Origin of the sequence: Nisaea sp., assembly GCF_034670185.1 — a bacterium.
Lineage (GTDB): Bacteria > Pseudomonadota > Alphaproteobacteria > Thalassobaculales > Thalassobaculaceae > Nisaea.
Map to the genome: position 1 here is coordinate 472,559 of NZ_JAXMNY010000002.1, position 23,277 is coordinate 495,835.

Genomic DNA, 23,277 nt, shown 5'->3' on the forward strand with positions numbered 1-23,277 from the left:
TGCCTTGTTCCAAAGCCAGACTAGCGCCGAGAACCAAGCACAAGGAAGATGCGTTGTGCCACGACACTGATCCGGAGCCGTGCGGAATTGCACCGCCAGCCCCACTCCGGGGTATCGCTAATGGTCGTGAGCCGCTATATCCTTGGGCGTACACGTAATTTAGAGAGCCAGGCGAGCGATGATCACAACCCACTCCGCCCTGATTTATGCCATGGTCCTGAGTGCGGCCGCAGACGGCAATGTCGATGACGAAGAGCTGAACACGATCGGCGAGATCATCAACGTGCTGCCAATCTTCCAGGATTTCGAGACCGGCAATTTCGGTCAGATCGCCAGCTCGGCGATCGATCTGTTGAGTGAAACGGACGGCCTTGATGCCGCTGTCGACCAAATCAAGCGTACCTTGCCGGAGAAACTCCGCGCGACCGCATACGCTCTGGCCTGCGATGTCGTCGCTGCCGATGGCACGGCAACCCAGGAAGAACTGCGGTTTCTCGAAATGCTCCGCCATGAACTCAATGTCGACCGGCTGACCGCCGCGGCGATCGAGCGCGGATCCGCCGCGCGCTACGCTAGACCCTGAGGAGACGGGCGGCATCATGCCAGCCCCAAAACCGCTCGATGGACGCAGAATTGGTCTCGTCGGCCTCGGCCGGCGCGGCCTCGCAGTCGCCCGCAAACTGACGGATGCAGGTGCGCGCCTGCATGTCTGGACCCAGAACACAGAGAAAGCCGCCGCGCTTGGGGAAGCCCATCCCCTGATCGAGGTCGAGCCCTGTCCCCGCGATGTTGCCCGCTACACCGAAGCAACCCTGATCGCCGTTAACAGCGACGCGGCACTCGAACGGGTCGTGTTCGACCTGGAAGAAGATCGCTATGGCGTATTGCACGGGACACCACCGGACGGCCTGATCGTCGATATCGGCGAAACCCCGCCGGAGCCGACCCGGAAATTCGCAGATCGTGTGCGGCAAAGCGGCCGTATCTGGCTCGACGCACCGGTGACCGAAACCGCGCTGGGCGGAACCATCTCCATTGGCGGCACCGACATGGCGCTCGCCCGGATCTGGCCCTTCCTCAATGCTCTCGGAACCAAAGTCCTGCATGCAGGACCGGTCGGCTCGGGTCAGGCAATCCGGACCTGCGGAGCCGCCATCCATGGCCAGATGGTCCAGGCCCTCGCTGAAGGCTTGGCGCTGGCCGCTGCCTCCGGGGTCGAAGCCGACGCCTTGCTGGCGGCCCTCGCCGACAGTGCTGTAGGCGGTGCCGTACTGTCGGAAAGCGGGCGCCGCATGGCCGACCGCGAATTTCGGGCCGGCCGCACCGTTCGCGAGCAGGCTGAGCTGGCCAATCAGGCACTGGAGCTGGCCCGCACGGTCGGCATGGACCTGAAAGGGCTCGCCAACAATGCCGAGCACTGGCAATCCCTCCTGGACAGCTCCCAGGGCGACCTGAACATTTCCTCTCTCATTCTTGAGATCGCCGAAAGCCGGAAGGAACAATAATGACGGCCATCGACGCCGTTCTGTTCGATGTTGGAAACGTCCTCATCGAATGGGATCCCCGTCACCTTTATCGCAGCATCTTCATGAAAGAAGACGGCTCCGCCGATGAAGAGCGCGTGACCCGATTCCTGACGGACGTCTGCACCATGGACTGGCACGTCCAGCATGATCTCGGCCGCAGCCCGGAGGAGCAGATCGCGATACTGATCCCGCAACACCCGGAACATGCCTGCCAGATCCGGGCCTTCTATGAGCGTTTCCAGGAGATGATCCCGGGCGCGATCGAGCCCGTCGTCGCCGCCAAACGGCAGATGAAAGCGGCAGGCACCAGGATCTACGGGCTGACGAATTTCGGTGTCGAGACTTTCAACGATACGCGCCGGCGGTTCGACTTCCTGAACGAATTTGAGGACGTCGTGGTCTCTGGCGCCGAACGCATGAAGAAGCCGGACCCGGCGATCTTCCAGCTCTGTATCGACCGGTTCGGAATCACCCCGGAACGCACGCTCTTCATCGATGACAGTGCCGCGAATATAGCTTCCGCCAAGGCGCTCGGCTTCGAGACACATCTCTTCGATGGGCCGGATGCCTGCCTGCAAAAATGCCGAGCCCTTGGTCTGATCTGACACCGCGCATTGCCGCGCCGGCAAGACCGGCTAGACTGAGGCCATGCAAGACCCAACGCTTCTCGCCGCGGCCGCCGCGACATTTTTCCTCGCCGGCACGGTCAAAGGCGTGATCGGGCTCGGGCTTCCCACCATCACGCTCGGCCTGATGACGCTGCTGCTCGATCTGCCCAGCGCCATGGCCCTGCTCATCGTCCCGTCACTGGCGACCAATCTCTGGCAAGCCGCCGTCGGCGGGCACATGCGGGAAATCCTGCGAAAGACCTGGCCTTTTCTGCTCACGGCCACGGTAACGATCTGGATCGGCGCCCAGGCCCTCAGCCGCATTGATCTATCCTATCTCTCCGCCCAGCTCGGCCTGTTGCTGATCACCTATGCCGCCACCGGCCTTGCCGGCTTCCGGTTTTCGATGTCGGCGCGCACCGCGTTCCAGAGCGGCCCGCTGTTCGGAATAACCAATGGCATCCTGACTGGAATGACAGGCTCCTTCATGGTTCCGGGCGTGCTCTATCTACAGGCGATGGGAATGCACCGGGACATGCTGGTTCAGGCCATGGGCATGTTGTTCATGCTGTCCACGGCGGCTCTGGCCCTCGCGCTCGGGCACGGCACGCATATCAACCCGGAGCTCGGCCTCGCATCCGCACTCGGTCTGATCCCCGCCGTCCTCGGGATGGTGCTCGGACGCAAGATCCGCGGATATCTGTCGGAGGCCCGCTTCCGGCAGGTTTTCTTCGCGGGCGTCCTCATCCTCGGCTTGTACATCGTCGCCAGCACGGGCCTCTCCTGACCGGCACAGGACCAACAAACGGCACAAAAAAACCCTCCAGGGCAAGCCCTGGAGGGTTTCTCGTAAAGGTATCTGGAGGCTTGGCTTAGAAGCCCATGCCGCCCATGCCGCCCATGTCAGGCATGCCGCCGCCCGGCATACCGCCACCGGCACCCTTAGGCTCCGGCTTTTCGGCAACCATGGCTTCCGTGGTGATCAGCAGACCAGCAACGGAACCGGCATTCTGCAGAGCAGAGCGCACAACCTTGGCCGGATCGATGATGCCGGCTTTGACGAGGTTCGTGAACTCGCCCTTCTGCGCATCAAAGCCCCAGTCGCTGTCTTTCGACTCCATCATCTTGCCGACGATGACCGCGCCGTCTTCACCGGCGTTATCAGCGATCTGACGTGCCGGGACCTGGATGGCCTTGCGCACGATGTTGATGCCGATCTTCTGGTCTTCGTTATCCGTCTTGAGGGAAGCAAGCGCCTTCACGGCATAGAGCAGAGCGGTACCACCGCCCGGGACAATGCCTTCCTCAACCGCGGCGCGGGTTGCATGCATCGCGTCGTCGACACGATCCTTGCGCTCCTTCACCTCGATTTCGGTAGCACCACCGACGCGGATAACGGCAACGCCGCCAGCCAGCTTCGCGAGACGCTCCTGCAGTTTCTCACGGTCATAGTCGGAGGAAGTTTCCTCGACCTGGGCCCGGATCTGGTTGCAGCGTGCTTCGATGTCGGTCTTCTCGCCGGCACCGTCGACAACGGTGGTTTCGTCCTTCGTGATCTGGACGCGCTTGGCAGTGCCGAGCATTTCCAGGGACACGTTTTCGAGCTGGATGCCGAGGTCTTCGCTGACCACGGTGCCACCGGTGAGGATGGCGATATCTTCCAGCATCGCTTTACGGCGATCGCCGAAGCCCGGAGCCTTGACGGCAGCGACCTTCAGGCCACCACGCAGCTTGTTCACGACCAGGGTCGCCAGGGCTTCGCCCTCGACGTCCTCGGCAATGATCAGCAGCGGACGGCTGGACTGCACGACCTGCTCGAGAACCGGCAGCATAGCCTGCAGGTTGGAGAGCTTCTTTTCGTGCAACAGGATGTACGGGCTTTCCAGCTCGCAGGTCATCTTGTCAGCGTTGGTGACGAAATACGGGGAGAGATAGCCGCGGTCGAACTGCATGCCCTCGACAACGTCGAGTTCGGTGTGCAGGGACTTGGCTTCTTCAACCGTGATGACGCCCTCGTTGCCGACTTTCTCCATCGCCTTGGCGATCATTGCGCCGATTTCGACTTCGCCGTTGGCGGAGATGGTGCCGACCTGCGCGACTTCATCAGTCGTGGAGATTTTCTTGGCGCGCTTCTCGATGTCAGCCACAACAGCTTCGATCGCCAGATCGATGCCGCGCTTCAGGTCCATCGGGTTCATGCCAGCGGCGACGGCCTTGGAGCCTTCGCGCACGATGGCCTGAGCCAGAACTGTAGCAGTGGTGGTGCCGTCGCCAGCGATGTCGTTCGCCTTGGAAGCAACTTCACGCACCATCTGTGCGCCCATGTTTTCGAACTTGTCTGAAAGTTCGATTTCTTTCGCAACGGTCACGCCGTCCTTGGAGATGCGCGGGGCACCGAAGGACTTGTCGAGAACAACGTTACGGCCTTTCGGGCCGAGCGTAACCTTGACGGCGTTCGCGAGCACGTCGACACCAGCCAGAAGGCGGGTCCGTGCGTCGGTGCCGAATTTAACTTCTTTAGCAGCCATGATGGATCAGCCCTTTCTTAGGATTCCAGAACACCCATGATGTCGGACTCTTTCATGATCAGCAGCTCTTCGCCGTCGATCTTGACTTCCGTACCCGACCATTTTCCGAACAGCACGGCATCACCTGCCTTGACGTCCAGCGGCTGTACCTTGCCGTTCTCATCGCGCGCGCCAGTGCCGGCAGCGACGACTTCGCCCTGCATCGGCTTTTCCTTGGCGGAATCGGGAATAATTATGCCCCCGGCCGTTTTTTCCTCGCCTTCAAGGCGACGGACTACGACCCGGTCATGCAATGGCCTGAATTTCATGCCAAAACCTCCGAATGACTCATCTCTGAGTGACGTTTCTATTGAGTGCTCGCCATGGCGAACCCAAATTATTAGCACTCACCATTGGCGAGTGCTGACGATGTAAGGAATGGCACTTCAACTGTCAAGGAAATGGCACCGAACGTGAGGAAAAAAGCTGAGTCCGGCGCCCTTGGGCGGGAGCATATTGAATCCTGACGGGACACATGGTGACCACGCGGCGCATTGCCAAGCGAATTCAGGCCTCGACATGCCAGAGACAAGCAGCAATCCACGTGCAGCGCTGCTAATACATTGATTTAATTTATTTATTGAAATGTGAGGCGTTTCTAACCCAAGCTTTCCCCAGACGCAACATGTGGAGTCGCTATATGTCGATCGAGCCAGTTGTTCTGTTTGAGCGCCGCGTGACCACCGCCGAGATCCTTTACCGCATGCCGGACTATCCGGATCTCCTGCAAAGCTTCATCTGGCAAACCCACGATGTGATTCCTAAGTTCCCCCGCCTGCGCCGCTTCCTCGACCATTGGCGCCTGAATATCGAAGCCCCGATCCATTCCGTACAAATTTCCGCCGGCTCCCTGACTGGAGTGGCGAACTTCAACCACGCGGACGTCGAGTTTCGCCTGCATTGATTGAGCAGTTTATCATCTCCCGATCAGAGGTAATCAATGAATTTCGCCACCTGCCGCTCCAAAGCTGCGGGCGGGTCTTCAAGGAACAGTGCAGCCAAAATAAACGACTGATCCATGTACACCTCCTATATCAAAAAAAATATTTTTCGAAATTCCATTGATCTTTACGTTAAAATTTAATAACAAAGTTCGCAGTAAAGTAGAAAATGATAACTGCGCATGACCGAGTTCAAAGATCTACGTATTTGCCATTTTCTACCCGGCGCAAGTGTCGCGCACAGGCTTGTTGCTGCGCTTATCTTGCCTGCCCTTACCGCATGTTCGCTCAGTTTTATTGATGACACAGGCAAACGGGTGGTGATCGGTCCCAGCCTCGTGCGCTCCACACCAACTGGCATCACAGAACAAGCCTGCAACCTGCTCCACCCGGTCGAGATCTCGAGCCTGGGTATCGCAATTCATTCCGGCTTTGGCGCCATCTCGGGTGGCATCGGCTTTCAGCGCTTCAGAGACGCCGCACTCAGAAGCGAGTGCCCATTGCCTTCCACGATCGAGCCGGCAGCGGATAATCATGCATCCCTACCACGGCCCATCGAAGGTCATCGGTTAGTGCTCTACACCTCCCTGCCTACGCATGTGCGGAAAGATTCAGGGACCGTCGTTTTCGTCGAAACCTACGGATTTTCCATCATCGCATCCGAAACCGAAACCGACATCACCATCGGGTACGGCGAGGTGGGGCTCGCCGCCATCAATAACAACAGTCTGATCCAGGGTAATCCGATTGCGGAGATTGCCCGACCGCACTCAATCAACGGGGAGTAGTCACTCATGGGGAACGGAAGAATGGCAAGATTGTCGTATCGGAAACATTTTATTCCATGTGCGGTGCTGTTTGCCCTTGGAGCCTGCGCCAATGCGGAAGAAAACGTCTTGTTCGTGACGGCGACACAGATCGACATCGGATACGATGCCGTTCTTGGAAACGGGAATATCGGCTATGACCGCAACGAATTCGTCGCTGGCCCGCAATATGTCGAGACTGGCGGCACCCCGCCGATCGTATCCGATCTGGATGCGGACCTCTCATTCTTCAGCCCGAAGATCAACCAACTCTACGCAACGGGTAACGCCGCTCTGCTCGCCACCGGTGGTAATCCCGAAGCCAAAATCGGAAACGCCAACGACCTCAAAGGTAAACGCCGGGCGATGTTCTTCGGGACGAGCACGTCATTCGGACTCAACCTTAAATTCCAGGCCGAAGTCCCTACCGCCATTAGCCTTGGCTACAAGCGCAAGGAAATGTCGGTGATCCCTCTGAACGAGAGCATGGGTCGCGAGAAGGACCAGGTTGATAAATATGGATCTACCCTTGCCCGTATCGAGATGAACGGCGACTTCAGCGCCCCATTGGAGACCTCCGTGGATTTACGTCAGTTTTTCGCGACAGGAAAAGCGGCAGAAATTCTTGCTCCCAAACTGAGGGTTGAAATCGAAAATCGCGCCACCAACGATGCGGCCGCGAACACTTTGAAGAATATCAACAGTGTCGTCACATGTGTCTCGCCGGGGATCGGAACAATGACGCCGGCACAGATTGCTGGCTGGCACGCACTTGTGGACGACACCCCAAATCTCGACAACACAACCCAGTCCAGATTTAAGGGATCCGACAGCGCCGAAAAAGTACGGGTCAATCTGGATCGCAGCCCAGGCCCGGCCAATGCGATCGCTGCGCAGATGAGGACGGACACCGACAAATACTGCAAGGGAGCAGTATGATGGCCAATACAGTGCGTACAGAGATTTGCCAGACAGAAGGCCAGGCAGATAAGCGGAAAGCATACCTTTCTGCACTTGGTTGGTCAGTCCATGGTCCCTATGAGAATTGCCTGGTGATCGCCGCCACCGTGAACAACGACGATACCCCCCCTGATGCTCCGGAACGGGATGTCGGCGAAGGCTGGGTCATTATGGCAACAAAGCCCCATTGAGTCGCGGCAGCCTGCGCCGAAGCGTCGCGACCGACCGGTTTGACCTTTCCGGGCAATAACGCCACATTCCAGCGGTCCTGAACGGAGTGCGGAGTGCGGAGTGAGCGCGTCCAGTCGATCCTACAGCCCGGCCCTGCCGGAACATGCGGCAACCGACCGGCCCGTTGCCTGGTGGCTTTCCGGCGTCGCCGTCATGGTGTTCCTGATGATCGTTATCGGCGGCATCACGCGCCTGACGGAGTCCGGACTTTCGATGGTCGAATGGCGCCCGCTGATTGGCTGGCTGCCGCCAATGAGCGAGCCCGAATGGTACCGGGTCTTCTCGCTCTACCAGGACACACCAGAGTTCCAGAAGGTGAACGCCTGGATGACCATCGACGACTTCAAGCACATCTTCTTCTGGGAATATCTGCACCGGGTCTGGGGCCGGCTGATCGGCATCGCCTTTGCCCTCCCTTTCCTTGTGCTGGCCCTGACCGGCCATATCCGCCGGGCGCTCTATCCCCGGCTCGGCTTCCTGTTTCTGCTCGGCGCTCTGCAGGGCGGTATCGGCTGGTGGATGGTGAAGAGCGGCCTGGTCGACAATCCGGCCGTGAGCCAGTACCGGCTGGCGATCCATCTCGGCGTGGCCCTGCTGATCCTCGCCACATTGATCCGGACGACGCTCGGGCTGATCCGGACACCCTCCGAGACCAACCGCAAGTACCGCCGCCATGCTGTCGCGGCACTGCATCTGATCGCTATCACCTCTGTCGCCGGAGCCTTCGTCGCCGGGCTGGACGCAGGTCTGATCTACAACACCTTCCCTTTGATGAACGGCCATGTGGTCCCGCCGGACTATGGCTTCGCCGAACCGTTCTGGATCAATTTCTTCGAAAACCCGGCCGCGGTGCAATTCAATCACCGCATCATCGCCATCCTGACCTTCGCCAGCATCGTCTGGTTGCTGGTCCGGGCAATGCGTGCCACCGACATCGCCCCGCGCACCCGCCTTGCCATCCATAGCCTCGCCGGCATGAGTGCGATCCAGGTCGCGCTTGGTATTTCGACGTTGCTCGCACAGGTGCCCGTGACATTAGGAGCCGCGCACCAAGGCGGCGCCGCCCTGACACTCTCCGCCGCGATCTGGGTGCTGTTCGAGGTGTCCGGCGCAAAAACCCGCTCCGGCTGATCGCGAAACACACTGATGACTATGGGCTGCTTGTCCCTCCAGTCCGGGCATGGCGATACTTCTGCCGCAAGGATAGGAGATCCCCATGCCCGAACAATCAGTTGCAGCCGAAATCATACGTGCCGTCGATGCAGGTTTCGATGAGCAGCTACAGCTTAGCCAGGAGCTGGTGCGCTGCCCCTCGACGCGCGGGCAGGAAGCGTCGGCGCAGGATCTGATGGCCCGTGCCGCACGGGATTTCGGCTATGCCGTGGACATGTGGCATATCGATCCCGACGAGATTGCCAAACATCCCGGATTTTCACCCGTCGATGTCTCTTACGAGAATGCCCTGACCGTCGTCGCTTCCTGGCGGCCGGAAAATCCGAAAGGCAGATCGCTGATCCTGAACGGGCATGTGGACGTGGTCCCGATCGGGCCGGAGAAGATGTGGACCCGGGCACCGTTCGGCGCCGAGATCGACGGCGACTGGATGTATGGCCGTGGCGCCGGGGACATGAAGACCGGCACCGTCAGCGCGCTTTTTGCCATGGAAGCCCTGAAGCGTGCGGGCTACCGCCCGGGCGGCATCGTGCATTTCGAGTCGGTGATCGAAGAGGAATGCACCGGCAATGGCGCGCTCTCGACGCTGGTGCGGGGCTACAAGGCCGATGCGGTACTGATCCCGGAGCCGACTGGTGAGACCTTCACGCAAGCGCAGGTTGGCGTGGTCTGGATGCGGGTCAAGGTCGCCGGCATTCCGGTCCATGTCGCCCATGCGGGCAGCGGCCAGAACGCGATCGAGGCCTGCATCCCTCTCTGGAGCGCCCTGCACGCGCTTGAGGACGAATGGAATCTGCCGGAGAACAAGCACCCGGCCTTCAAGGACAACCCCCACCCACTGAATGTGGTGATCTCGCAGATCGAGGGTGGCGACTGGACCTCCAGCGTCCCGGCATGGTGCACCTTCGAAGTTCGCGTCGGGCTCTATCCGGGCGTCGATCCGGCGACCATCCAGGCCCGGCTGACGGAGACGATTGCCAATGCCTCGAAGTCCCACACCTTCCTGGCGAACAATCCGCCGGAAATCGAATGGCAGGGTTTCCTGTCACCGGGATACGAAGTGCCGGAAGGAACGCCGGGCGAGCCCCTGCTCGACCGCTGCCATGAAACAGTGTTCGGAGCACCGCTCGGACGCCGATCGTCGACTGCGCTGACGGATTCGCGCTTCCATGGCCTCTATAACCAGACGCCGAGCTATGTCTATGGAGCGATCGCGGAGAACGTGCACGGCTTCGACGAGCGGGTGAACCTGCCTTCAGTCCGCCGGGTGACGGCGGCCATGGCTCTGTTCATCGCCGACTGGTGTGGGCTGGAAAAGATCTAGTCCCAACGAGACCGACCAGGACCAGACATAAGAAAACGCCGGCTGACGCCGGCGTTTTCCATAACCAAACAAACTTGGCTAAGCCGTATTAGGCAGCGGCTTTTGCGGCAGCAGCCTTCACGATGCGGCGCTTCAGCGCGCGGGCTTCGAGGCCGAGCTGCGCGTTCTTCGCTTTCAGCATGTAGGCATCAAGGCCGCCATTATGTTCGATGGACCGGATCGCATGCGTGGTCAGACGCAGGCGGACCATCTTGCCGAGCGCATCGCTCATCAGCGAGGTCTGCTGCAGGTTCGGCAGAAACCGGCGGCGCGACCTGTTGTTCGCGTGGCTCACATTGTTGCCGGTCTGGACACCCTTACCGGTGATTTCGCAACGACGCGCCATTTTTCTAATCCTCGGTCAACACAATAGAATTGGATTTCGCGGAGCCGGGCTCCACGAGGAAGCAGGGCATATACGCGAGCCCTATTTTTCAGTCAAGCGGATTCAGGTCAAAGCCGGGGCCACGGGCCTGATGCTTCTGCCTGGGACCGCCGGTTGCCTACTCGTTCTCGACCAGGAACATCGGCGGCATGGCAGGCCCGACCCTGACGCTCGGCCCGGCCGCGATCATCTTGCCTTTCACCGGCGAAGACAGAACGATGGAGGTTGTCGTCTCGCCGTACTTACGCATCTGGGAGATCACATGCTCCAGATGCACCATCGAGGAGACAATCACCTTGATCATGTAACTGTCCTGCCCGGTGACATGGTGGCACTCGAGCACTTCGCTCAATGTGTGAGCAACAGTCGCGATCTTGTTATAGTGCTCGCCCGAGGTCTTCAGATGAATGAAGGCCGTTGTCGGATATCCGAGCTTGTCCGGATTCACCGTGGTCCGGTAGCCGGTGATGATCCCAGCATCCTCCATCCGGCGGACCCGCTCAGCGATGGCAGGAGACGACAAGCCGACCCTGCGGCCAAGTTCACTGAAGGAAAGCCGGGCGTCCTCCTGCAAGACACGCAGCAATTGCCAGCCAACCTTATCCAGTTGTCCCTCACCGTTCGCACTCATGGGCAGATTCCTTCTGCTCGCCAGTTTCAGACAGATCATAAAGCCCCGTGATCACTCTGCAAAGCAACTCCGGCAATCGGCTCTGACAACCAATTAAACCCAGCGTTCAAACGCCTCAAACGCGAAGATGATGATCGATATTGCACTACCAGTAGAAATGCGGCACGTTAACCATACAGTTGTGTGCTTAAGTAAATCGGGAGCATCAGGAGTGGCACGCGTAATAGGGAGCGACCGGATCAGGAAGAACGTCACGATCGGTCATAGACGCACAAGCGTCAGTTTGGAAGCTCAAGTCTGGAATGGCCTCTCCGATATCTGCAAGAGAGAATCGATCGGCATGGACGGGCTTTGTACCATGGTTGCCGAGCGACGGCAGGAATCGAGCATGTCATCCGCATTGCGCGTCTTCCTGCTGACATATTTCCGTCTGGTTGTGGATAATATCGAGGATGCGCTAAGCGCAGCCCCGGCACCGGGATTAGGCGAAAGCAGGCAGGAACCGATTCCCGGCTATCTCGACATCGCCCTGCAGCGCTTTGCCGTCGAGCAAAAGCAATACGCGCTCAGCGATCAGGGTCCCGGAGACACCGCCCACTAGCCTCCGCATCACCAGGCAAGCACGTCCGAGAAGTAAGTCGGGCGTGCGCCATGGCTTGTGGTCAATGCATCAAGACCTTCGCCGGCGTCAGCAGTTTCTGCGAGCGCTGCGGCATGAATACCGCAGCCCAGCAGCAGGCTGTCGATACCCGTGCGGTTGGCGCCGAGAATATCTGTCTCCAGATTATCGCCGACGACCAGGACACGCTCCGCCGGGAGACCGATACGGTCGAGACAGCGTGCGAAGATCTCTGGATAGGGTTTGCCGAAATAGCGGACCGCGCCGCCCATTACCTCATACCGTTCCGCCATTGCACCGGCACAGATATGCCGCGCACCGCCATGAATGACCGACTTGTCCGGATTGGCGCAGATCATTGGCAGATTACGCGCAACGGAGCCCGATAGCTGGCTTTCATAATCTTCCAGGCGGGATTCCGGGCCGTCCGGCCCCGCGTTCAAAATCCAGTCCGCTTCCTCGACGCTCTCCACCACGGTGAAGGAGCCGTCCGGCACCGTGTCCGGGAAACGGCCCCGGCCCAGCCACAACACCCGCTCGCCAAGTGCCGCCGCTTCCGCATCGCGCCGACCGCCAACAATATCCGCCACCATGCCGCCGGAAGTGACGATTTCGCTGAACCAGGCCAGATCGAACCCGATGCCCGTCAGACGCTCGCCGACAATGGCGGGAATGCGCGGCGAGTTGGACAACACCAGCAACTTCTTCTCCATGCCGGCCAGAGCCCTGACGGTTTCAAGTGCCTCCGGGAAAGCGTTTCCGCCGTCATAAAGCGTGCCCCAGACATCGAAGATGAACCCGTCATAACGGTCGGCGATCTCGGCAAAGGCGGACAAAGGCGTGGTCATTCCCAGACTCCGGGCGTGATGAGGATTTCAAAACAGGCTCGCGGCACGGGGCCGCAAACTTATTTGGCGGGGGCGGTGGTCGGCCGAGGCTCTCCGAACAGATAGCCCTGACCGAAGTCGATTTTTAGATCGAGCAGGTCGCGCAACATGTCCTCGGACTCGATCTTCTCGACAATCAGGTCCATGGCGCACCGGTCGAGAGCGCCCTTGAAGCGTCCCATGTCGAGCTGCGGATCGTCGCCCCGGGCCAGCTCATGCAGCATATGCGCTCCGACCTTGATGTATTTGAAGCCGAGATCCGCCAGATGCGGCAGATCGAGATCCAGCGTACGCACCTGGTCGAGCGAGAAATGGAAGCCCAGATCCTGCAAACGCTGCAGATTGACCTGAGTCTCGTAGGTCGGATTGACGATCGCTTCCTGCTCGAATTCGAAAAGCAGGTTCGGCGTCAGCTTCTGATTGTCGCTCAGGAATTCGATGAAGTCGGTGAAGAAGTCGACATCCGTCAGCGAGCTGTCGGAGATGTTGCAGAAAAAGGCGAGACCCGGCTGCCCGCGCACGGCCCGGCGCACCAGCTGAATGCAGCGGAACAGCAGCATATTATCGATGACGGCGACCAGTCCGGCTGATTCAGCGACCGGAATATACTGCTCCGGCATGATAACCCGGCCGCGATCATCGACGATACGGGAGAAGCATTCGTAGAATTTCCGCTTGCGCTGCGGCAGGCTGACGATCGGCTGGAGATAGAGATCGACCCGGTCTTCCCGGAGCGCCTGCTCCACGATGGTCAGCACCTCGTCATCGTCGATCAGCAGCAGCGGCTCGCTCGCCCCGGATGCGGCGGCAACAGCGGGTAGCCCCGCATCTTCTTTCGGCTTCTGTTTGGCGGCCGCGGCGGGTTTCGGTTTGGGTTTATCCGGCGCCTTCGCGGAAAGCTGTCCAAGCAGGCCCTGCAGAACCTTCAGCTCGGACACCACATGTCCGCTGTCCGGCATGGCTTCTATGGTCTCCCGGATGGCGGAAACTTCCTCACGCGCGGCATCCAGATCATGCCGGGTGACGGCCAGCTCGTGCGCCAGCACCTCCAGCTGACGCTCAGAGGATTCCCGGGAGGCCTTCACCGACATCCCCATATGCACGAGGCTCGCGACGGTGAGCAGGAGCAGACCTGCCCCCCATCCCGGCATACCGATGAACGGGATAACCGGCGCCAGTACCGCAATCGCGATGGCGGGAAACAGATAGAAGCTAACGATCAGGACGTGACGCAACTGCGCGGTCCCCTTTCCGGTTCAGGGCGTGGCCCCGGCCTCCACGCCAATAACCTCCGTAACGGAGGAACAACCGTCCCGTTCAAGCAGCGTGCCAAGCTCCTCGGCAATCCGTCGAACGAGACCCGGTCCTTTATATATCAAAGCGGTGTAGAGCTGAACGAGAGAGGCACCGGCCTTGATCTTGGTATAGGCAGCCGCCCCCGAATCGATGCCGCCGACGCCGATCAGAGGGAGCTTTCCGCCAGTCAGCCGATAGGTCTTTGCCAGGATCGCTGTCGAAGGCTCGAACAGCGGCGCTCCGCTGAGCCCCCCCATCTCCCCCTTGCTCCCGCCTTTCAGGCTCGCGGGACGGGCAATGGTCGTGTTGGAGACGATCATCCCGTCGATCCCCTCATCCAGCACAACGCCGACGATCCCCTCAAGCTGCGCATCGTCCAGATCGGGAGCAATTTTCAGCAGGATTGCCGGACCGGTTTCGCCCGTAACATCCACCCGCGCGGCCTTTGCCGCTCTCAGCAACTCGCGCAACGGCCCTGGCGCCTGCAAATCCCGCAGACCGGGCGTGTTTGGCGAGGAGACGTTGATGGTGATGTAATCGGCGAGCCGCGCTGTCGCCCGGACGCCTGCCGCATAATCGCTCTCCGGTGTCTCCACACCCTTGTTGGCGCCGACATTGGCCCCGACGATACCTTGCGTCCGGTCACGGCGTGCGAGGCGGGCCGCTCCGGCTTCAAGGCCGTTGTTATTGAAACCGTTTCGATTGATGACGGCGCCATCCTCCGGCAAGCGGAACAGCCTTGGGCGCGGATTGCCCGGCTGCGGGCGCGGCGTCATGGTGCCGACTTCCACAAAAGCGGCGCCAAGCTTCAGGGCGCCGGCAAAGGCTTCCGCATCCTTGTCGAACCCGGCGGCAATACCGACCGGGTGCGGAAAGCGCAGGCCGAACAGGGATTGCCCGAGGCGTGCATCCGGCACCCAGCCGCCCGTGGACGGGCCGAGCCCGGCGGACAAGGCCCGAACGGTAAGACGGTGTGCGGTCTCTGGATCGAGGCAGCGCAGCAGGGGAAGGGCAAGATCAGCCAGCATAACCGTCTACTCCGCCTTCATCGCGGGGAAGACATGCAAACCGTCCTCGCCCAGCGGCAGATCGAATTCGGCGACAACAGCACTGGCCGGCAACGGGCCGTAAAGATGCGGGAACAGCTCCCCGCCACGGGCCGGCTCCCACTTCAGGGGCTCACCGAGAACCGCGCTGTCCACCTCGAGCAGTACGAGACCGGACTCTCCGCTGCGATGCTTCGCCGCACTTCCGACGACCTGAAGTGCCGTCGAGAAATGCAAAAATCCGTCGGCCGTATCCTCACGGGAGCCTTCGTAGGAACCGGCTGCCTTGGCACGATCCCAGTCGGCCCGGCGCGAGAGGTGGTAAATCCACCTGAATGGTGCTTGCTGTGTCATGGCCGGGAGAGTAGCCGCCGACCCGGCCAATCTCAAATTGTTCCGCTCTTCCTGGAGACAATTGCGTGATTGGCATTGCGCCGGGCGGCGAGCTAAGCTGGTTGCCAATTTCGGGGCGCGTCCGTTGACCCCCGCCAGACCTAAAAATCTATTCTGGAGCATTCCAATGAAGTCGCTGACGTATCTCGATGGCGAATGGCAAGAAGGCAATCCGCCGGTTCTCGGCCCGGCAACCCTCGCAACCTGGCTCGGGTCGGTGATTTTCGACGGCGCCCGGTCCTTTGAGGGGACCGCGCCGGACCTCGACCGGCATTGCCAGCGCGCCTGCGCCTCGGCAGAAAAGATGGGCATGAAGTCCCCGGTCAGCGCCGAGGAGATCGAACGCCTGGCCCGCGAGGGTATCGCCAAATTCCCGGCCGACACCGCGCTCTATATCAAGCCGCTGATGTGGGCCGAGGATGGCTGGATCTATCCGGACCCGGCAACCACGCGCTTCATGCTGCATATCTTCGAATCGCCACTGCCGGAGCCGAAGGGCTTTTCCGCCCATATCTCCAGCCGGCGCCGTGCGGCCCCGGATCAGGCGCCGACCGATGCCAAGGCCGCCTGCCTTTATCCGAATGCCGGTCGGGCCCTGCGCGAAGCAAACGAAGCCGGGTTCGATAATGCCATCATGCTGGATCCGGTCGGCAACGTGGCCGAATTCGCCACCTCCAACGTCTTCATGGCGAAGGACGGCGTGGTGAGAACGCCGGTGCCGAACGGAACCTTCCTGAACGGCATTACCCGCCAGCGCATCATCAAGCTGTTGCGTGAGGATGGCGTGACCGTTGAGGAAGCGACCGTCACCCCGAAGGACCTGCGGGAAGCAGATGAGCTCTGGTCCACCGGCAACCATGCCAAGGTCACCCCGGTATCCCGGTTCGAGGACAGGGAAATGCAGCCGGGACCGATCGCCGCGCGTTGTCGTGAACTCTATTGGGGTTACGCGAAGAAAAACGCGGCGCTCTAGGGAGCGGCGCGCAACAAACAGCGTCAATCCGTGGCGGCTTCGCTGCGGATTGACGAACGATTGGCCTGCGGAAGTTCCTCCGGGTCAGCTTTCCGGCGGCTCAGCTTTCCGGACGGAATTTCTCGATCAGGGTGCCGACGCCGCCGACATCCTTGAAGATATCGAGCTTCTCGACCTCGACCTTTACCGCCAGCACGCGGCGATCATCGAAAGCGAGCTCGCAAATCCGTTCCGCGAACCCTTCGACTAGCAGGACATGTCCCGCTTCGGCGATCATGCGGATACGACCGATGAAGGTCTCGTAACAGAAGACCCGGCTGTAATGGCTGCCGATACCCTCTTCCGGATAATCCAGGGTCAGGTCGACCGAGATCTTGACCCGCTGCGGGTCCGCCTTTTCGAACTCATGCACGCCGATGAACATGTTGAGCACGAGGTCACGGATACGCACCGTGTAGCCTGAACGGGGTTTCGCATTGGGGGCCGCATCGCGGACCACATCCAGCGGCGTCACATTATCGCCAATCAGGTCTCTCGCCACCGGCTCTTCCCTTCGTTTCATCCCGATCCAGCCGCCATGCGTATCGCATTGAGCGCTCCGCGAACATCCGAAATCCGTCACGAAACCGCAATTTCCGACAGGACGGCTGGATCAGGGCGACGCAATGTCAGGTTTTGATATCGAAGAAATCGACCGGCTTCATCAGAATGTTCTGCTGTTCCACAAGGCCGCCGAATTCCGCGCTGTGCTTGGTATAAGTGAGCCAATCCGGATCGGCCCACATGGCCGCCCGCTTGGCTTCGCGGTCGCCCGCGCTCTCGTAGACCCAGATATGGATATACTGGTTCGGGTTGCCGGTTTCAGTGACCATGTAGGCAAGCGGCTGGCCCAGATGCTTTGTCTGCGGCGCCTTGCCGTATTTCTCGTAAATCTCGAGATGTTTTTTGATGGAGCCGGGACGGCAGGTATAGGTACGTACGTCGAGCAGCATGGAATCCTCCCAAAAATTCAAAGTCCGTGCGCAGCATAAGCGGTGCAGCGCGCCCCCTCCAGCGCCGAGCAGGAATTAGAGGCGCGACGGCAGGGAGACAGTCCCAGGGCATCAGCCCCAAAAAGATCAGTCCAAGAAGATCAGTCCGGGAACATCAGTCCAGGCGGCGCACCCGTCCCTCAACGCCGGCTTTGACGCCACCGCTCTTCTGGACATAGTCGATGACCTGGCTTGCCATCAGGCGCGCCGAACTTGCATCGACGACGATCTCGCCTTTCTCGAAAGCGGTGTAGCCATCACCGCCTCTGGCGATGAAATCGTTGACTGCAATGACGTAGACCTTGCCGAGATCGAGAGGTGTATCCGCGACTTTCACTTCAGACACCCGGGAGCCTGCTGGCTTGCGGCCGTCAAAGGCAAAACTGATGCCGGAAACATGCGGAAAACGGCCAGCCCCCTTCTCTACCTGCGAGACCCCGTTTTCCAGGGCCGCGCGCAGGTCCGATCCCTTCAGCCGCATGGTCACCGTCCGGTTGCCGAAGGGCAATTCCGTCAGCACATCCTTTCGGGTCAACGTGCGGCCCGCCGGGTAATTGGTGTCCCCGCGAATACCGCCACCGTTTGTGATCGCCGCATCGGCACCTGTCGCCGTCCTCATCGCATCGGCAATCAGATTCCCGAAAGCGTTTTCCGCCGAACGCACGGAGGCCCGACGGGTATCGAGCGCGACCTCGGTGACACCGACTTCGATCGCAAGTTCGCGGTCCAGCTTTGAGCTAAAGGCCGAGACTTTCGCCGCAAGGACAGGGTCCGGTTCCACATCTGTTGTATTGATTAGCGAGAAGCTCGGTTGCCAGACCAGTTGCGGCCCGTTCCGGCCCTCGACCCGGTCGACGGTGAGATCCATGATCCCGACGAAATTACCCTGGCTGCCGGACTTCAGGATGGCCTGCTTTCCGTCATAGAGCACCAGAACGAGGTGGTCGTGACCGCCGAGCAGAATGTCGATACCGGCCACCTGACGCAGCGTCTCCAGATCTTTTTGATAAACCGCGTGGGTCAGGGCGATGACAAGGTCCGCGCCGTCCTTGCGCAGCTCCGCCACGACCTCCTTAGCCGTTTCGGCGAGCGGCGCGAAACCGACATCGGGGCCGGAGCTCGAAAGGCTCGGCGTATCGGTCGTGGTCAGACCGAGAAGCCCGATCTTGTACTCACCCGCCGTCACCAGGCGCGACCGCTCGGCACCGGGAAAGCCGGGCTTGCCCTTGTAGGAGATATTACTGCCGAGGACCGGATATTTGGCTTCCTTCAGACGCTGCTTCAGGACATCCGGGCCAAAATCGAATTCATGATTGCCGAGTACGGCCGCATCGAAACCGATGGCATTTGCCAGGGCCACCATATGGGCGCCCTTGTCGAAGCCGGACAACAGGGAGGGCGAGAGCATGTCGCCGCCGAAGGTCAGCAGCACCTGCCCGCCTTCGGCCTCGACCCGATCACGCTCGTAACGCGCAATACTGGCGATCTTCGCGGCCCCACCGGCCCCGTCCCTTGCATCGAGCCGATCCCAGTCATTCACGTGAACGATCGACAGACGCAGCGGCTCCGCATAGGCCGGAGACCCGCAAACAGCGAACAGCGTGAGCAGCAGTAACGTATGGAGCGCGGCGCGCATGGCTTCTCTCCGTAAACAGACCAGTCGAAGACTAGCCTGTTTTACGGGAAATTTCACCAACCACCATGAAAAGCCTCGGCTATTCCGCTAGGCGGACCGGCGCATCTCCGCGCGGCGGTTCCGTGGCGTATCCTCGTCGAAGAGGTTGGTCAGCTGGTCCATCATGGTCCCGCCAAGCTGCTCGGCATCCACGATTGTCACCGCCCGGCGGTAATAGCGCGTCACATCGTGCCCGATACCGATCGCGACCAACTCAACCGGAGACTTGTTCTCGATATACTGGATGACTTCGCGCAGATGGCGCTCCAGATAGTTCCCCGGATTGATGGAGAGCGTAGAATCGTCAACCGGCGCGCCGTCTGAAATTACCATCAGGATGCGGCGTTCTTCCGGCCGTGCCAGCAGGCGCTGGTGCGCCCAGAGCAGGGCCTCGCCGTCGATGTTTTCCTTCAGGATACCCTCGCGTAACATCAGGCCGAGAGACTTCCGCGCGTGGCGCCAGGGCGCGTCCGCAGATTTGTAGACGATGTGACGGAGATCGTTGAGACGTCCTGGATTGACCGGCTTGCCGCCCTGAATCCAGTTTTCCCGCGACATGCCGCCCTTCCAGGCCTTGGTCGTGAAACCGAGAACCTCGACCTTCACGCCGCAGCGCTCGAGCGTGCGGGCGAGAATGTCCGCGCTCATCGCCGCGATGGAGATCGGCCGGCCGCGCATGGAGCCGGAATTGTCGATCAACAGGGTCACGACCGTATCCCGGAAATCCGTATCCTTCTCCATCTTGTAGGAGAGCGAGCTGTCCGGCTGCACCACCACGCGGGACAACCGCGCGGCATCGAGAATGCCTTCTTCCAGATCGAACTGCCAGGAGCGGTTCTGCTTTGCCATCAGCTTGCGCTGCATCCGGTTGGCGAGCCGCCCGATCATGCCCTGAAGGTGGCTGAGCTGTTGGTCCAGCAGCGCCCGCAGCCGGGCCAGTTCTTCCGCGTCGCAGAGTTCGTCCGCCCTGACGACCTCGTCATATTCGGTCGTGTAGGCGTGATAGCTCTTCAGCAAGCGGTTGCTGTCGTCGGCATTGTGCATCTGCGGCGGTGTGCCGGGATTGGCCGGCTGCTCGTCACCCTCGCCGGGCTCGAAGTCGCCATCCTCGGTATCTTCGCCCTCACCGGCCTCGTCGCCGGAATCCATATCGGACGGAACCATTTCGGAGGATGTGCTGTCTTCCGCGGTGCCTTGCGTGCCGCTATCGTTCAGCTCCTCGCCTTCGCCGCCATCGTCTTCCGCCTCGGAGTCGGAATTCGACTCGTCGGTCATGCCGTCGTCGCCAATTTCAAGATCGAGTTCGCTGATCAACTGGCGGGATAGTTCCGCATAGGCTTCCTGGTCCTCGAGATGGCTCGACAGCTCCGAGAGCGTGTCGCCGATCTTTGAGTTGACCCACGGACGCCAGAGATCGACCGCGCCCTGCGCGCATTCCGGCGGCGGAGAGCCGGTGATCGCCTCGCGGGCCATCAGCCGGACCACTTCGGAAAGAGCAACCTCGTCCTTGTCGGTGACGCCTTCCAGGCCCTGCTTCTGGTAACGCTGCTCCATCGCCGCTTCGAGGTTCTGGGCAACGCCGGACATCCGCATGGCACCAAGCGCCTCGACCCGGGCCTGCTCGGCCGCATCGAAGATTTCCAGCGCGGCCTGACCGGACGGCTGGCGGCGGGCATGGGTCGCCGCATCATGAAAGCGGAGCTTCAGGGCAAGGCTGTCTGCCTCGCCGCGAACCCGCGCCACATCCTCGGCCGGAAGTCCGCGCGGCGGGGACGGCAGGCGCACCCGGTCACCCGAGACACTGGCCTGATCCGCACCATAGGTGACCTCAAGCTCCTTCTCGTGGGCCATCGCCCGCACGCAGGATGCTGTCGCGCGCTTGAAATCCTCAAGCCGGTCGTCGTCCGCCATAGATGCCATCGGGTCCTGTCCGCGCCGCTTTTTCTCTATTCCGCCGCGCGGATGCTGGTCTCCGGCAGATCGGTCCCGAAGCAACGCTGATAGAATTCGGAAACCGTGGCCTGCTCGACCTCGTCGCACTTGTTCAGGAAGGTCAGGCGGAATGCCGTCGCGACATCCTCGAAGATGGACGCGTTTTCGGCCCAGGTGATCACAGTCCGTGGCGACATAACGGTGGAGATGTCTCCGGCGATGAAACCGGCCCGGGTGAGATCAGCCAGCGAGACCATGTTGGAGATCGTCTCGCGGCCTTCCGGCGTATCGTAGCTCGGCAGTTTCGCCAGAACGATATCCACCTCACGGTCATGCGGCAGATAGTTCAGCGTAGTGACCACGTTCCAGCGGTCCATCTGACCCTGGTTGATCTGCTGGGTGCCGTGATAGAGCCCGGTGGTATCGCCAAGGCCGACCGTGTTGGCAGTGGAGAAGAGGCGGAAATACTTGTTCGGATGAATGACCTTGTTGGTGTCCAGCAGGGTCATCTTGCCGTCGGCTTCCAGCACGCGCTGGATCACGAACATCACGTCGGCCCGGCCGGCATCGTATTCGTCGAACACCAGCGCCACGCTGTTCTGCAGCGCCCAGGGCAGGATACCTTCACGGAACTCTGTGACCTGCTTGCCGTCGCGCAGAACGATCGCGTCCTTGCCAATCAGATCGATACGGCTGATGTGGCTGTCGAGGTTCACCCGGACGCACGGCCAGTTGAGGCGCGCCGCGACCTGCTCGATATGGGTCGATTTTCCAGTGCCGTGATAGCCCTGGATCATGACCCGGCGGTTGTGAGCGAAACCGGCCAGAATGGCGAGCGTGGTCTGCTTGTCGAACAGATAGGTCGGGTCCAGCGTCGGGACGTAGTCGCTCGGCTCGCTGAAAGCCGGTACCTTCATATCGACATCGATGCCAAAGGTCTCGCGAACCGAGACCTCGGTGTCCGGGGCTTCGATATGGTGCGCAGGCTTGCGCTCGTAAACATGTGCTGCCGACATGGCCCTATTCCCAAATGATGTGGGTGACTATCAGGTACGGGAGCAACCGTAACCGGGCTCCCAAGCCTTCAAGTTAGAAACTTTTTCAAAGTCGTATAGGCCTCGTTGATGATTTTCAACCGTTCTTCGGCCTCTTTATTCCCGCCATTCGCGTCGGGGTGATGTTTTTTCACAAGCTGCTTGTAGCGGGTTTTCAACTCCAGCTCGGTGACCGGCGGGGCCAACCCCATGATCGCGAAAGCTTTTCCCTCTGCCGTCTCGCTGCCGGGACGCTTGGGACCGGAACCGGACGCCGCCTCCATGTCCTCGTCACCATTGAGCGCACCGAACGGGTCTCTGTATTCACCGGCAACAAACTTGCGATATGCGGCGGCGGTGCCCAGCGGCCAGGTCGGCCGGTCCCAGGTGACCGAGCGCCGGATCTCCCGCTCCAGCTCCTCGGCAGACGCACCTTCGTAGTAGTTCCATTGCTTGTTATATTGCCGGACATGATCGAGGCAGAACCAGTAATAGTCGGATAGGTCACTGCGCGCCTTGGGCGCCCGGTGCTCGCCCACGGACCTGCATCCAGGCGCATCGCAGTGCCGGTAACCGGGTTCGGTACCGTAAGTGTCGATCTTCAGGGATTCGCTCTGCGCCTTCCGCATACCGTGGATTCCAAATTGTCGCTGGTCCAGCCCATGCTAGACATCGAAAATGCGGTTCTCGCCCCGCCATATAAACCAGATAGCTCCCCGGAGGGGGGCAAACAGGGAGACAAGTTAATGTCCGTGACTGAGACGATCAAAGTCAAATTAACGTCCGCGTTCACGCCAGAGCATCTCGCGGTCATCGACGACTCGCAGAAACATCAGGGCCATGGCGGCTGGCGCGAGGGTGGGGAAACCCATTTCAATGTCGAGATCACGTCCGACGCTTTCACGGGAAAATCCCGTGTGGACCGCCAGCGCATGGTGCATGAGGTGCTTGCCGCGGAGTTGGCGGACCGTGTCCACGCCCTGTCTATCCGGGCAAAAGCGCCGCAGGAGTGACCGGGCCAAAATAGTTAAAATGCAATCAATAGAGGATCAATGTATAAATAATCGTTTTTTAGTTGCGTTCAATTTACATACACTGATACACCAGACTTTAATCTGCCGAAATCCGGCTAGGACAGAACGTTTGCGGATAACACGGTGTCAACTCTCTTAAGCAAGAACGTATTAGTCGATGGCCATC

27 protein-coding genes are annotated in these 23,277 nt (G+C 60.4%); 13 read left to right on the forward strand and 14 right to left on the reverse strand.

Features of this window, described 5'->3' with window-relative positions; genetic code table 11:
• Positions 1 to 178 precede the first annotated feature (178 nt).
• The 4 genes from VOI22_RS11830 to VOI22_RS11845 are packed head-to-tail and all read left to right on the forward strand — an operon-like array spanning position 179 to position 2,921.
• Entirely contained in the window at positions 179 to 583 is a 405-nt protein-coding gene (locus VOI22_RS11830; RefSeq protein WP_323796685.1) for a tellurite resistance TerB family protein, read from the forward strand.
• Between the two features lie 16 nt (positions 584 to 599).
• Positions 600 to 1,505 carry an NAD(P)-dependent oxidoreductase gene (locus tag VOI22_RS11835; RefSeq protein ID WP_323796686.1) on the forward strand — a complete coding sequence of 302 codons (906 nt, stop codon included), beginning with the start codon at positions 600 to 602 and terminating at the stop codon, positions 1,503 to 1,505.
• On the forward strand, positions 1,505 to 2,131 hold the full coding sequence (locus VOI22_RS11840; protein ID WP_323796687.1) for an HAD family phosphatase: 627 nt from the start codon (positions 1,505 to 1,507) through the stop codon (positions 2,129 to 2,131). Before VOI22_RS11835 ends, VOI22_RS11840 begins: the two co-directional genes overlap by 1 nt.
• A gap of 43 nt (positions 2,132 to 2,174) precedes the next feature.
• A complete protein-coding gene (locus VOI22_RS11845) occupies positions 2,175 to 2,921 on the forward strand; it encodes a sulfite exporter TauE/SafE family protein (protein ID WP_323796688.1) in 747 nt (248 codons plus the stop codon).
• An 85-nt stretch (positions 2,922 to 3,006) separates the two neighbouring features.
• On the opposite strand, the gene groL is transcribed toward VOI22_RS11845, so the two are convergent.
• Together groL and groES are read right to left on the reverse strand one after the other, a co-directional pair.
• On the reverse strand, positions 3,007 to 4,662 hold the full coding sequence (gene groL / locus VOI22_RS11850) for a chaperonin GroEL (protein WP_323796689.1): 1,656 nt from the start codon (positions 4,660 to 4,662) through the stop codon (positions 3,007 to 3,009).
• A gap of 17 nt (positions 4,663 to 4,679) precedes the next feature.
• Positions 4,680 to 4,970, reverse strand: coding sequence for a co-chaperone GroES (gene groES, locus VOI22_RS11855; protein WP_028467737.1), 291 nt, complete (start codon positions 4,968 to 4,970; stop codon positions 4,680 to 4,682).
• A gap of 371 nt (positions 4,971 to 5,341) precedes the next feature.
• On the opposite strand from groES, the gene VOI22_RS11860 reads away from it, so the two are divergent.
• From VOI22_RS11860 to VOI22_RS11885, 6 genes are all read left to right on the forward strand, one after another.
• Entirely contained in the window at positions 5,342 to 5,605 is a 264-nt protein-coding gene (locus tag VOI22_RS11860) for a Usg family protein (protein ID WP_323796690.1), read from the forward strand.
• Between the two features lie 219 nt (positions 5,606 to 5,824).
• Positions 5,825 to 6,430 (forward strand): hypothetical protein, encoded by a 606-nt coding sequence (locus VOI22_RS11865; RefSeq protein WP_323796691.1) that lies wholly within the window; start codon positions 5,825 to 5,827, stop codon positions 6,428 to 6,430.
• A 21-nt stretch (positions 6,431 to 6,451) separates the two neighbouring features.
• Positions 6,452 to 7,387 carry a hypothetical protein gene (locus tag VOI22_RS11870; RefSeq protein ID WP_323796692.1) on the forward strand — a complete coding sequence of 312 codons (936 nt, stop codon included), beginning with the start codon at positions 6,452 to 6,454 and terminating at the stop codon, positions 7,385 to 7,387.
• Positions 7,387 to 7,599, forward strand: coding sequence for a hypothetical protein (locus VOI22_RS11875; RefSeq protein ID WP_323796693.1), 213 nt, complete (start codon positions 7,387 to 7,389; stop codon positions 7,597 to 7,599). Before VOI22_RS11870 ends, VOI22_RS11875 begins: the two co-directional genes overlap by 1 nt.
• A 100-nt stretch (positions 7,600 to 7,699) precedes the next feature.
• Entirely contained in the window at positions 7,700 to 8,770 is a 1,071-nt protein-coding gene (locus VOI22_RS11880; RefSeq protein ID WP_323796694.1) for a COX15/CtaA family protein, read from the forward strand.
• Between the two features lie 85 nt (positions 8,771 to 8,855).
• Entirely contained in the window at positions 8,856 to 10,136 is a 1,281-nt protein-coding gene (locus VOI22_RS11885) for an ArgE/DapE family deacylase (protein ID WP_323796695.1), read from the forward strand.
• Positions 10,137 to 10,224: 88 nt separating this feature from the next.
• On the opposite strand, the gene rpmB is transcribed toward VOI22_RS11885, so the two are convergent.
• Both rpmB and VOI22_RS11895 read right to left on the reverse strand, forming a co-directional pair.
• The gene (rpmB, locus tag VOI22_RS11890; RefSeq protein WP_323796696.1) at positions 10,225 to 10,521 is read right to left on the reverse strand and encodes a 50S ribosomal protein L28; all 297 of its coding nucleotides are present in this window, start codon (positions 10,519 to 10,521) and stop codon (positions 10,225 to 10,227) included.
• A gap of 157 nt (positions 10,522 to 10,678) precedes the next feature.
• The gene (locus VOI22_RS11895; protein WP_036555324.1) at positions 10,679 to 11,191 is read right to left on the reverse strand and encodes an Lrp/AsnC family transcriptional regulator; all 513 of its coding nucleotides are present in this window, start codon (positions 11,189 to 11,191) and stop codon (positions 10,679 to 10,681) included.
• A 211-nt stretch (positions 11,192 to 11,402) separates the two neighbouring features.
• Here VOI22_RS11895 and VOI22_RS11900 point away from each other — a divergent pair, with 211 nt between their 5' ends.
• Positions 11,403 to 11,792 (forward strand): ribbon-helix-helix domain-containing protein, encoded by a 390-nt coding sequence (locus VOI22_RS11900; protein WP_323796697.1) that lies wholly within the window; start codon positions 11,403 to 11,405, stop codon positions 11,790 to 11,792.
• Positions 11,793 to 11,800: 8 nt separating this feature from the next.
• Here the strand turns inward: VOI22_RS11900 and VOI22_RS11905 are convergent, their stop codons facing one another.
• The 4 genes from VOI22_RS11905 to VOI22_RS11920 are packed head-to-tail and all read right to left on the reverse strand — an operon-like array spanning position 11,801 to position 15,393.
• Positions 11,801 to 12,658 (reverse strand): TIGR01459 family HAD-type hydrolase, encoded by an 858-nt coding sequence (locus VOI22_RS11905; protein WP_323796698.1) that lies wholly within the window; start codon positions 12,656 to 12,658, stop codon positions 11,801 to 11,803.
• Positions 12,659 to 12,717: 59 nt separating this feature from the next.
• Entirely contained in the window at positions 12,718 to 13,932 is a 1,215-nt protein-coding gene (locus tag VOI22_RS11910; RefSeq protein WP_323796699.1) for an EAL domain-containing protein, read from the reverse strand.
• A 21-nt stretch (positions 13,933 to 13,953) separates the two neighbouring features.
• Positions 13,954 to 15,021: a quinone-dependent dihydroorotate dehydrogenase gene (locus tag VOI22_RS11915; RefSeq protein ID WP_323796700.1), complete on the reverse strand. Its 1,068-nt coding sequence runs from the start codon at positions 15,019 to 15,021 to the stop codon at positions 13,954 to 13,956.
• A gap of 6 nt (positions 15,022 to 15,027) precedes the next feature.
• On the reverse strand, positions 15,028 to 15,393 hold the full coding sequence (locus VOI22_RS11920) for a DUF952 domain-containing protein (protein ID WP_323796701.1): 366 nt from the start codon (positions 15,391 to 15,393) through the stop codon (positions 15,028 to 15,030).
• Positions 15,394 to 15,559: 166 nt separating this feature from the next.
• On the opposite strand from VOI22_RS11920, the gene VOI22_RS11925 reads away from it, so the two are divergent.
• Positions 15,560 to 16,405, forward strand: a complete 846-nt coding sequence (locus tag VOI22_RS11925; protein ID WP_323796702.1) for a branched-chain amino acid aminotransferase — start codon at positions 15,560 to 15,562, stop codon at positions 16,403 to 16,405.
• A 100-nt stretch (positions 16,406 to 16,505) separates the two neighbouring features.
• Here the strand turns inward: VOI22_RS11925 and VOI22_RS11930 are convergent, their stop codons facing one another.
• The 6 genes from VOI22_RS11930 to VOI22_RS11955 form a co-directional block, all read right to left on the reverse strand.
• Entirely contained in the window at positions 16,506 to 16,967 is a 462-nt protein-coding gene (locus VOI22_RS11930; RefSeq protein WP_323796703.1) for a dihydroneopterin aldolase, read from the reverse strand.
• 106 nt (positions 16,968 to 17,073) lie between these two features.
• Entirely contained in the window at positions 17,074 to 17,397 is a 324-nt protein-coding gene (locus VOI22_RS11935; RefSeq protein ID WP_028467727.1) for an NIPSNAP family protein, read from the reverse strand.
• A gap of 154 nt (positions 17,398 to 17,551) precedes the next feature.
• The gene (locus tag VOI22_RS11940; protein ID WP_323796704.1) at positions 17,552 to 19,072 is read right to left on the reverse strand and encodes a bifunctional UDP-sugar hydrolase/5'-nucleotidase; all 1,521 of its coding nucleotides are present in this window, start codon (positions 19,070 to 19,072) and stop codon (positions 17,552 to 17,554) included.
• Positions 19,073 to 19,159: 87 nt separating this feature from the next.
• The gene (gene cobT / locus VOI22_RS11945) at positions 19,160 to 21,031 is read right to left on the reverse strand and encodes a cobaltochelatase subunit CobT (RefSeq protein ID WP_036555320.1); all 1,872 of its coding nucleotides are present in this window, start codon (positions 21,029 to 21,031) and stop codon (positions 19,160 to 19,162) included.
• A gap of 26 nt (positions 21,032 to 21,057) precedes the next feature.
• The gene (cobS, locus tag VOI22_RS11950; protein WP_028467724.1) at positions 21,058 to 22,059 is read right to left on the reverse strand and encodes a cobaltochelatase subunit CobS; all 1,002 of its coding nucleotides are present in this window, start codon (positions 22,057 to 22,059) and stop codon (positions 21,058 to 21,060) included.
• Positions 22,060 to 22,127: 68 nt separating this feature from the next.
• Positions 22,128 to 22,706 (reverse strand): J domain-containing protein, encoded by a 579-nt coding sequence (locus VOI22_RS11955; RefSeq protein WP_323796705.1) that lies wholly within the window; start codon positions 22,704 to 22,706, stop codon positions 22,128 to 22,130.
• Between the two features lie 117 nt (positions 22,707 to 22,823).
• Between VOI22_RS11955 and VOI22_RS11960 the strand changes: the two genes are divergently transcribed.
• Positions 22,824 to 23,090, forward strand: a complete 267-nt coding sequence (locus VOI22_RS11960; RefSeq protein ID WP_028467722.1) for a BolA family protein — start codon at positions 22,824 to 22,826, stop codon at positions 23,088 to 23,090.
• Positions 23,091 to 23,277: the final 187 nt, after the last annotated feature.

What these genes read in the sequence shown, in the direction of transcription:
- VOI22_RS11830 (WP_323796685.1), top strand. Translation starts at nt 179, where the DNA reads ATGATCACAACCCACTCCGCCCTGATTTATGCCATGGTCCTGAGTGCG.
- VOI22_RS11835 (WP_323796686.1), top strand. Translation starts at nt 600, where the DNA reads ATGCCAGCCCCAAAACCGCTCGATGGACGCAGAATTGGTCTCGTCGGC.
- VOI22_RS11840 (WP_323796687.1), top strand. Translation starts at nt 1,505, where the DNA reads ATGACGGCCATCGACGCCGTTCTGTTCGATGTTGGAAACGTCCTCATC.
- VOI22_RS11845 (WP_323796688.1), top strand. Translation starts at nt 2,175, where the DNA reads ATGCAAGACCCAACGCTTCTCGCCGCGGCCGCCGCGACATTTTTCCTC.
- groL (WP_323796689.1), bottom strand. Translation starts at nt 4,662, where the DNA reads ATGGCTGCTAAAGAAGTTAAATTCGGCACCGACGCACGGACCCGCCTT.
- groES (WP_028467737.1), bottom strand. Translation starts at nt 4,970, where the DNA reads ATGAAATTCAGGCCATTGCATGACCGGGTCGTAGTCCGTCGCCTTGAA.
- VOI22_RS11860 (WP_323796690.1), top strand. Translation starts at nt 5,342, where the DNA reads ATGTCGATCGAGCCAGTTGTTCTGTTTGAGCGCCGCGTGACCACCGCC.
- VOI22_RS11865 (WP_323796691.1), top strand. Translation starts at nt 5,825, where the DNA reads ATGACCGAGTTCAAAGATCTACGTATTTGCCATTTTCTACCCGGCGCA.
- VOI22_RS11870 (WP_323796692.1), top strand. Translation starts at nt 6,452, where the DNA reads ATGGCAAGATTGTCGTATCGGAAACATTTTATTCCATGTGCGGTGCTG.
- VOI22_RS11875 (WP_323796693.1), top strand. Translation starts at nt 7,387, where the DNA reads ATGGCCAATACAGTGCGTACAGAGATTTGCCAGACAGAAGGCCAGGCA.
- VOI22_RS11885 (WP_323796695.1), top strand. Translation starts at nt 8,856, where the DNA reads ATGCCCGAACAATCAGTTGCAGCCGAAATCATACGTGCCGTCGATGCA.
- rpmB (WP_323796696.1), bottom strand. Translation starts at nt 10,521, where the DNA reads ATGGCGCGTCGTTGCGAAATCACCGGTAAGGGTGTCCAGACCGGCAAC.
- VOI22_RS11895 (WP_036555324.1), bottom strand. Translation starts at nt 11,191, where the DNA reads ATGAGTGCGAACGGTGAGGGACAACTGGATAAGGTTGGCTGGCAATTG.
- VOI22_RS11905 (WP_323796698.1), bottom strand. Translation starts at nt 12,658, where the DNA reads ATGACCACGCCTTTGTCCGCCTTTGCCGAGATCGCCGACCGTTATGAC.
- VOI22_RS11915 (WP_323796700.1), bottom strand. Translation starts at nt 15,021, where the DNA reads ATGCTGGCTGATCTTGCCCTTCCCCTGCTGCGCTGCCTCGATCCAGAG.
- VOI22_RS11920 (WP_323796701.1), bottom strand. Translation starts at nt 15,393, where the DNA reads ATGACACAGCAAGCACCATTCAGGTGGATTTACCACCTCTCGCGCCGG.
- VOI22_RS11925 (WP_323796702.1), top strand. Translation starts at nt 15,560, where the DNA reads ATGAAGTCGCTGACGTATCTCGATGGCGAATGGCAAGAAGGCAATCCG.
- VOI22_RS11930 (WP_323796703.1), bottom strand. Translation starts at nt 16,967, where the DNA reads ATGAAACGAAGGGAAGAGCCGGTGGCGAGAGACCTGATTGGCGATAAT.
- VOI22_RS11935 (WP_028467727.1), bottom strand. Translation starts at nt 17,397, where the DNA reads ATGCTGCTCGACGTACGTACCTATACCTGCCGTCCCGGCTCCATCAAA.
- VOI22_RS11940 (WP_323796704.1), bottom strand. Translation starts at nt 19,072, where the DNA reads ATGCGCGCCGCGCTCCATACGTTACTGCTGCTCACGCTGTTCGCTGTT.
- cobT (WP_036555320.1), bottom strand. Translation starts at nt 21,031, where the DNA reads ATGGCATCTATGGCGGACGACGACCGGCTTGAGGATTTCAAGCGCGCG.
- cobS (WP_028467724.1), bottom strand. Translation starts at nt 22,059, where the DNA reads ATGTCGGCAGCACATGTTTACGAGCGCAAGCCTGCGCACCATATCGAA.
- VOI22_RS11955 (WP_323796705.1), bottom strand. Translation starts at nt 22,706, where the DNA reads ATGCGGAAGGCGCAGAGCGAATCCCTGAAGATCGACACTTACGGTACC.
- VOI22_RS11960 (WP_028467722.1), top strand. Translation starts at nt 22,824, where the DNA reads ATGTCCGTGACTGAGACGATCAAAGTCAAATTAACGTCCGCGTTCACG.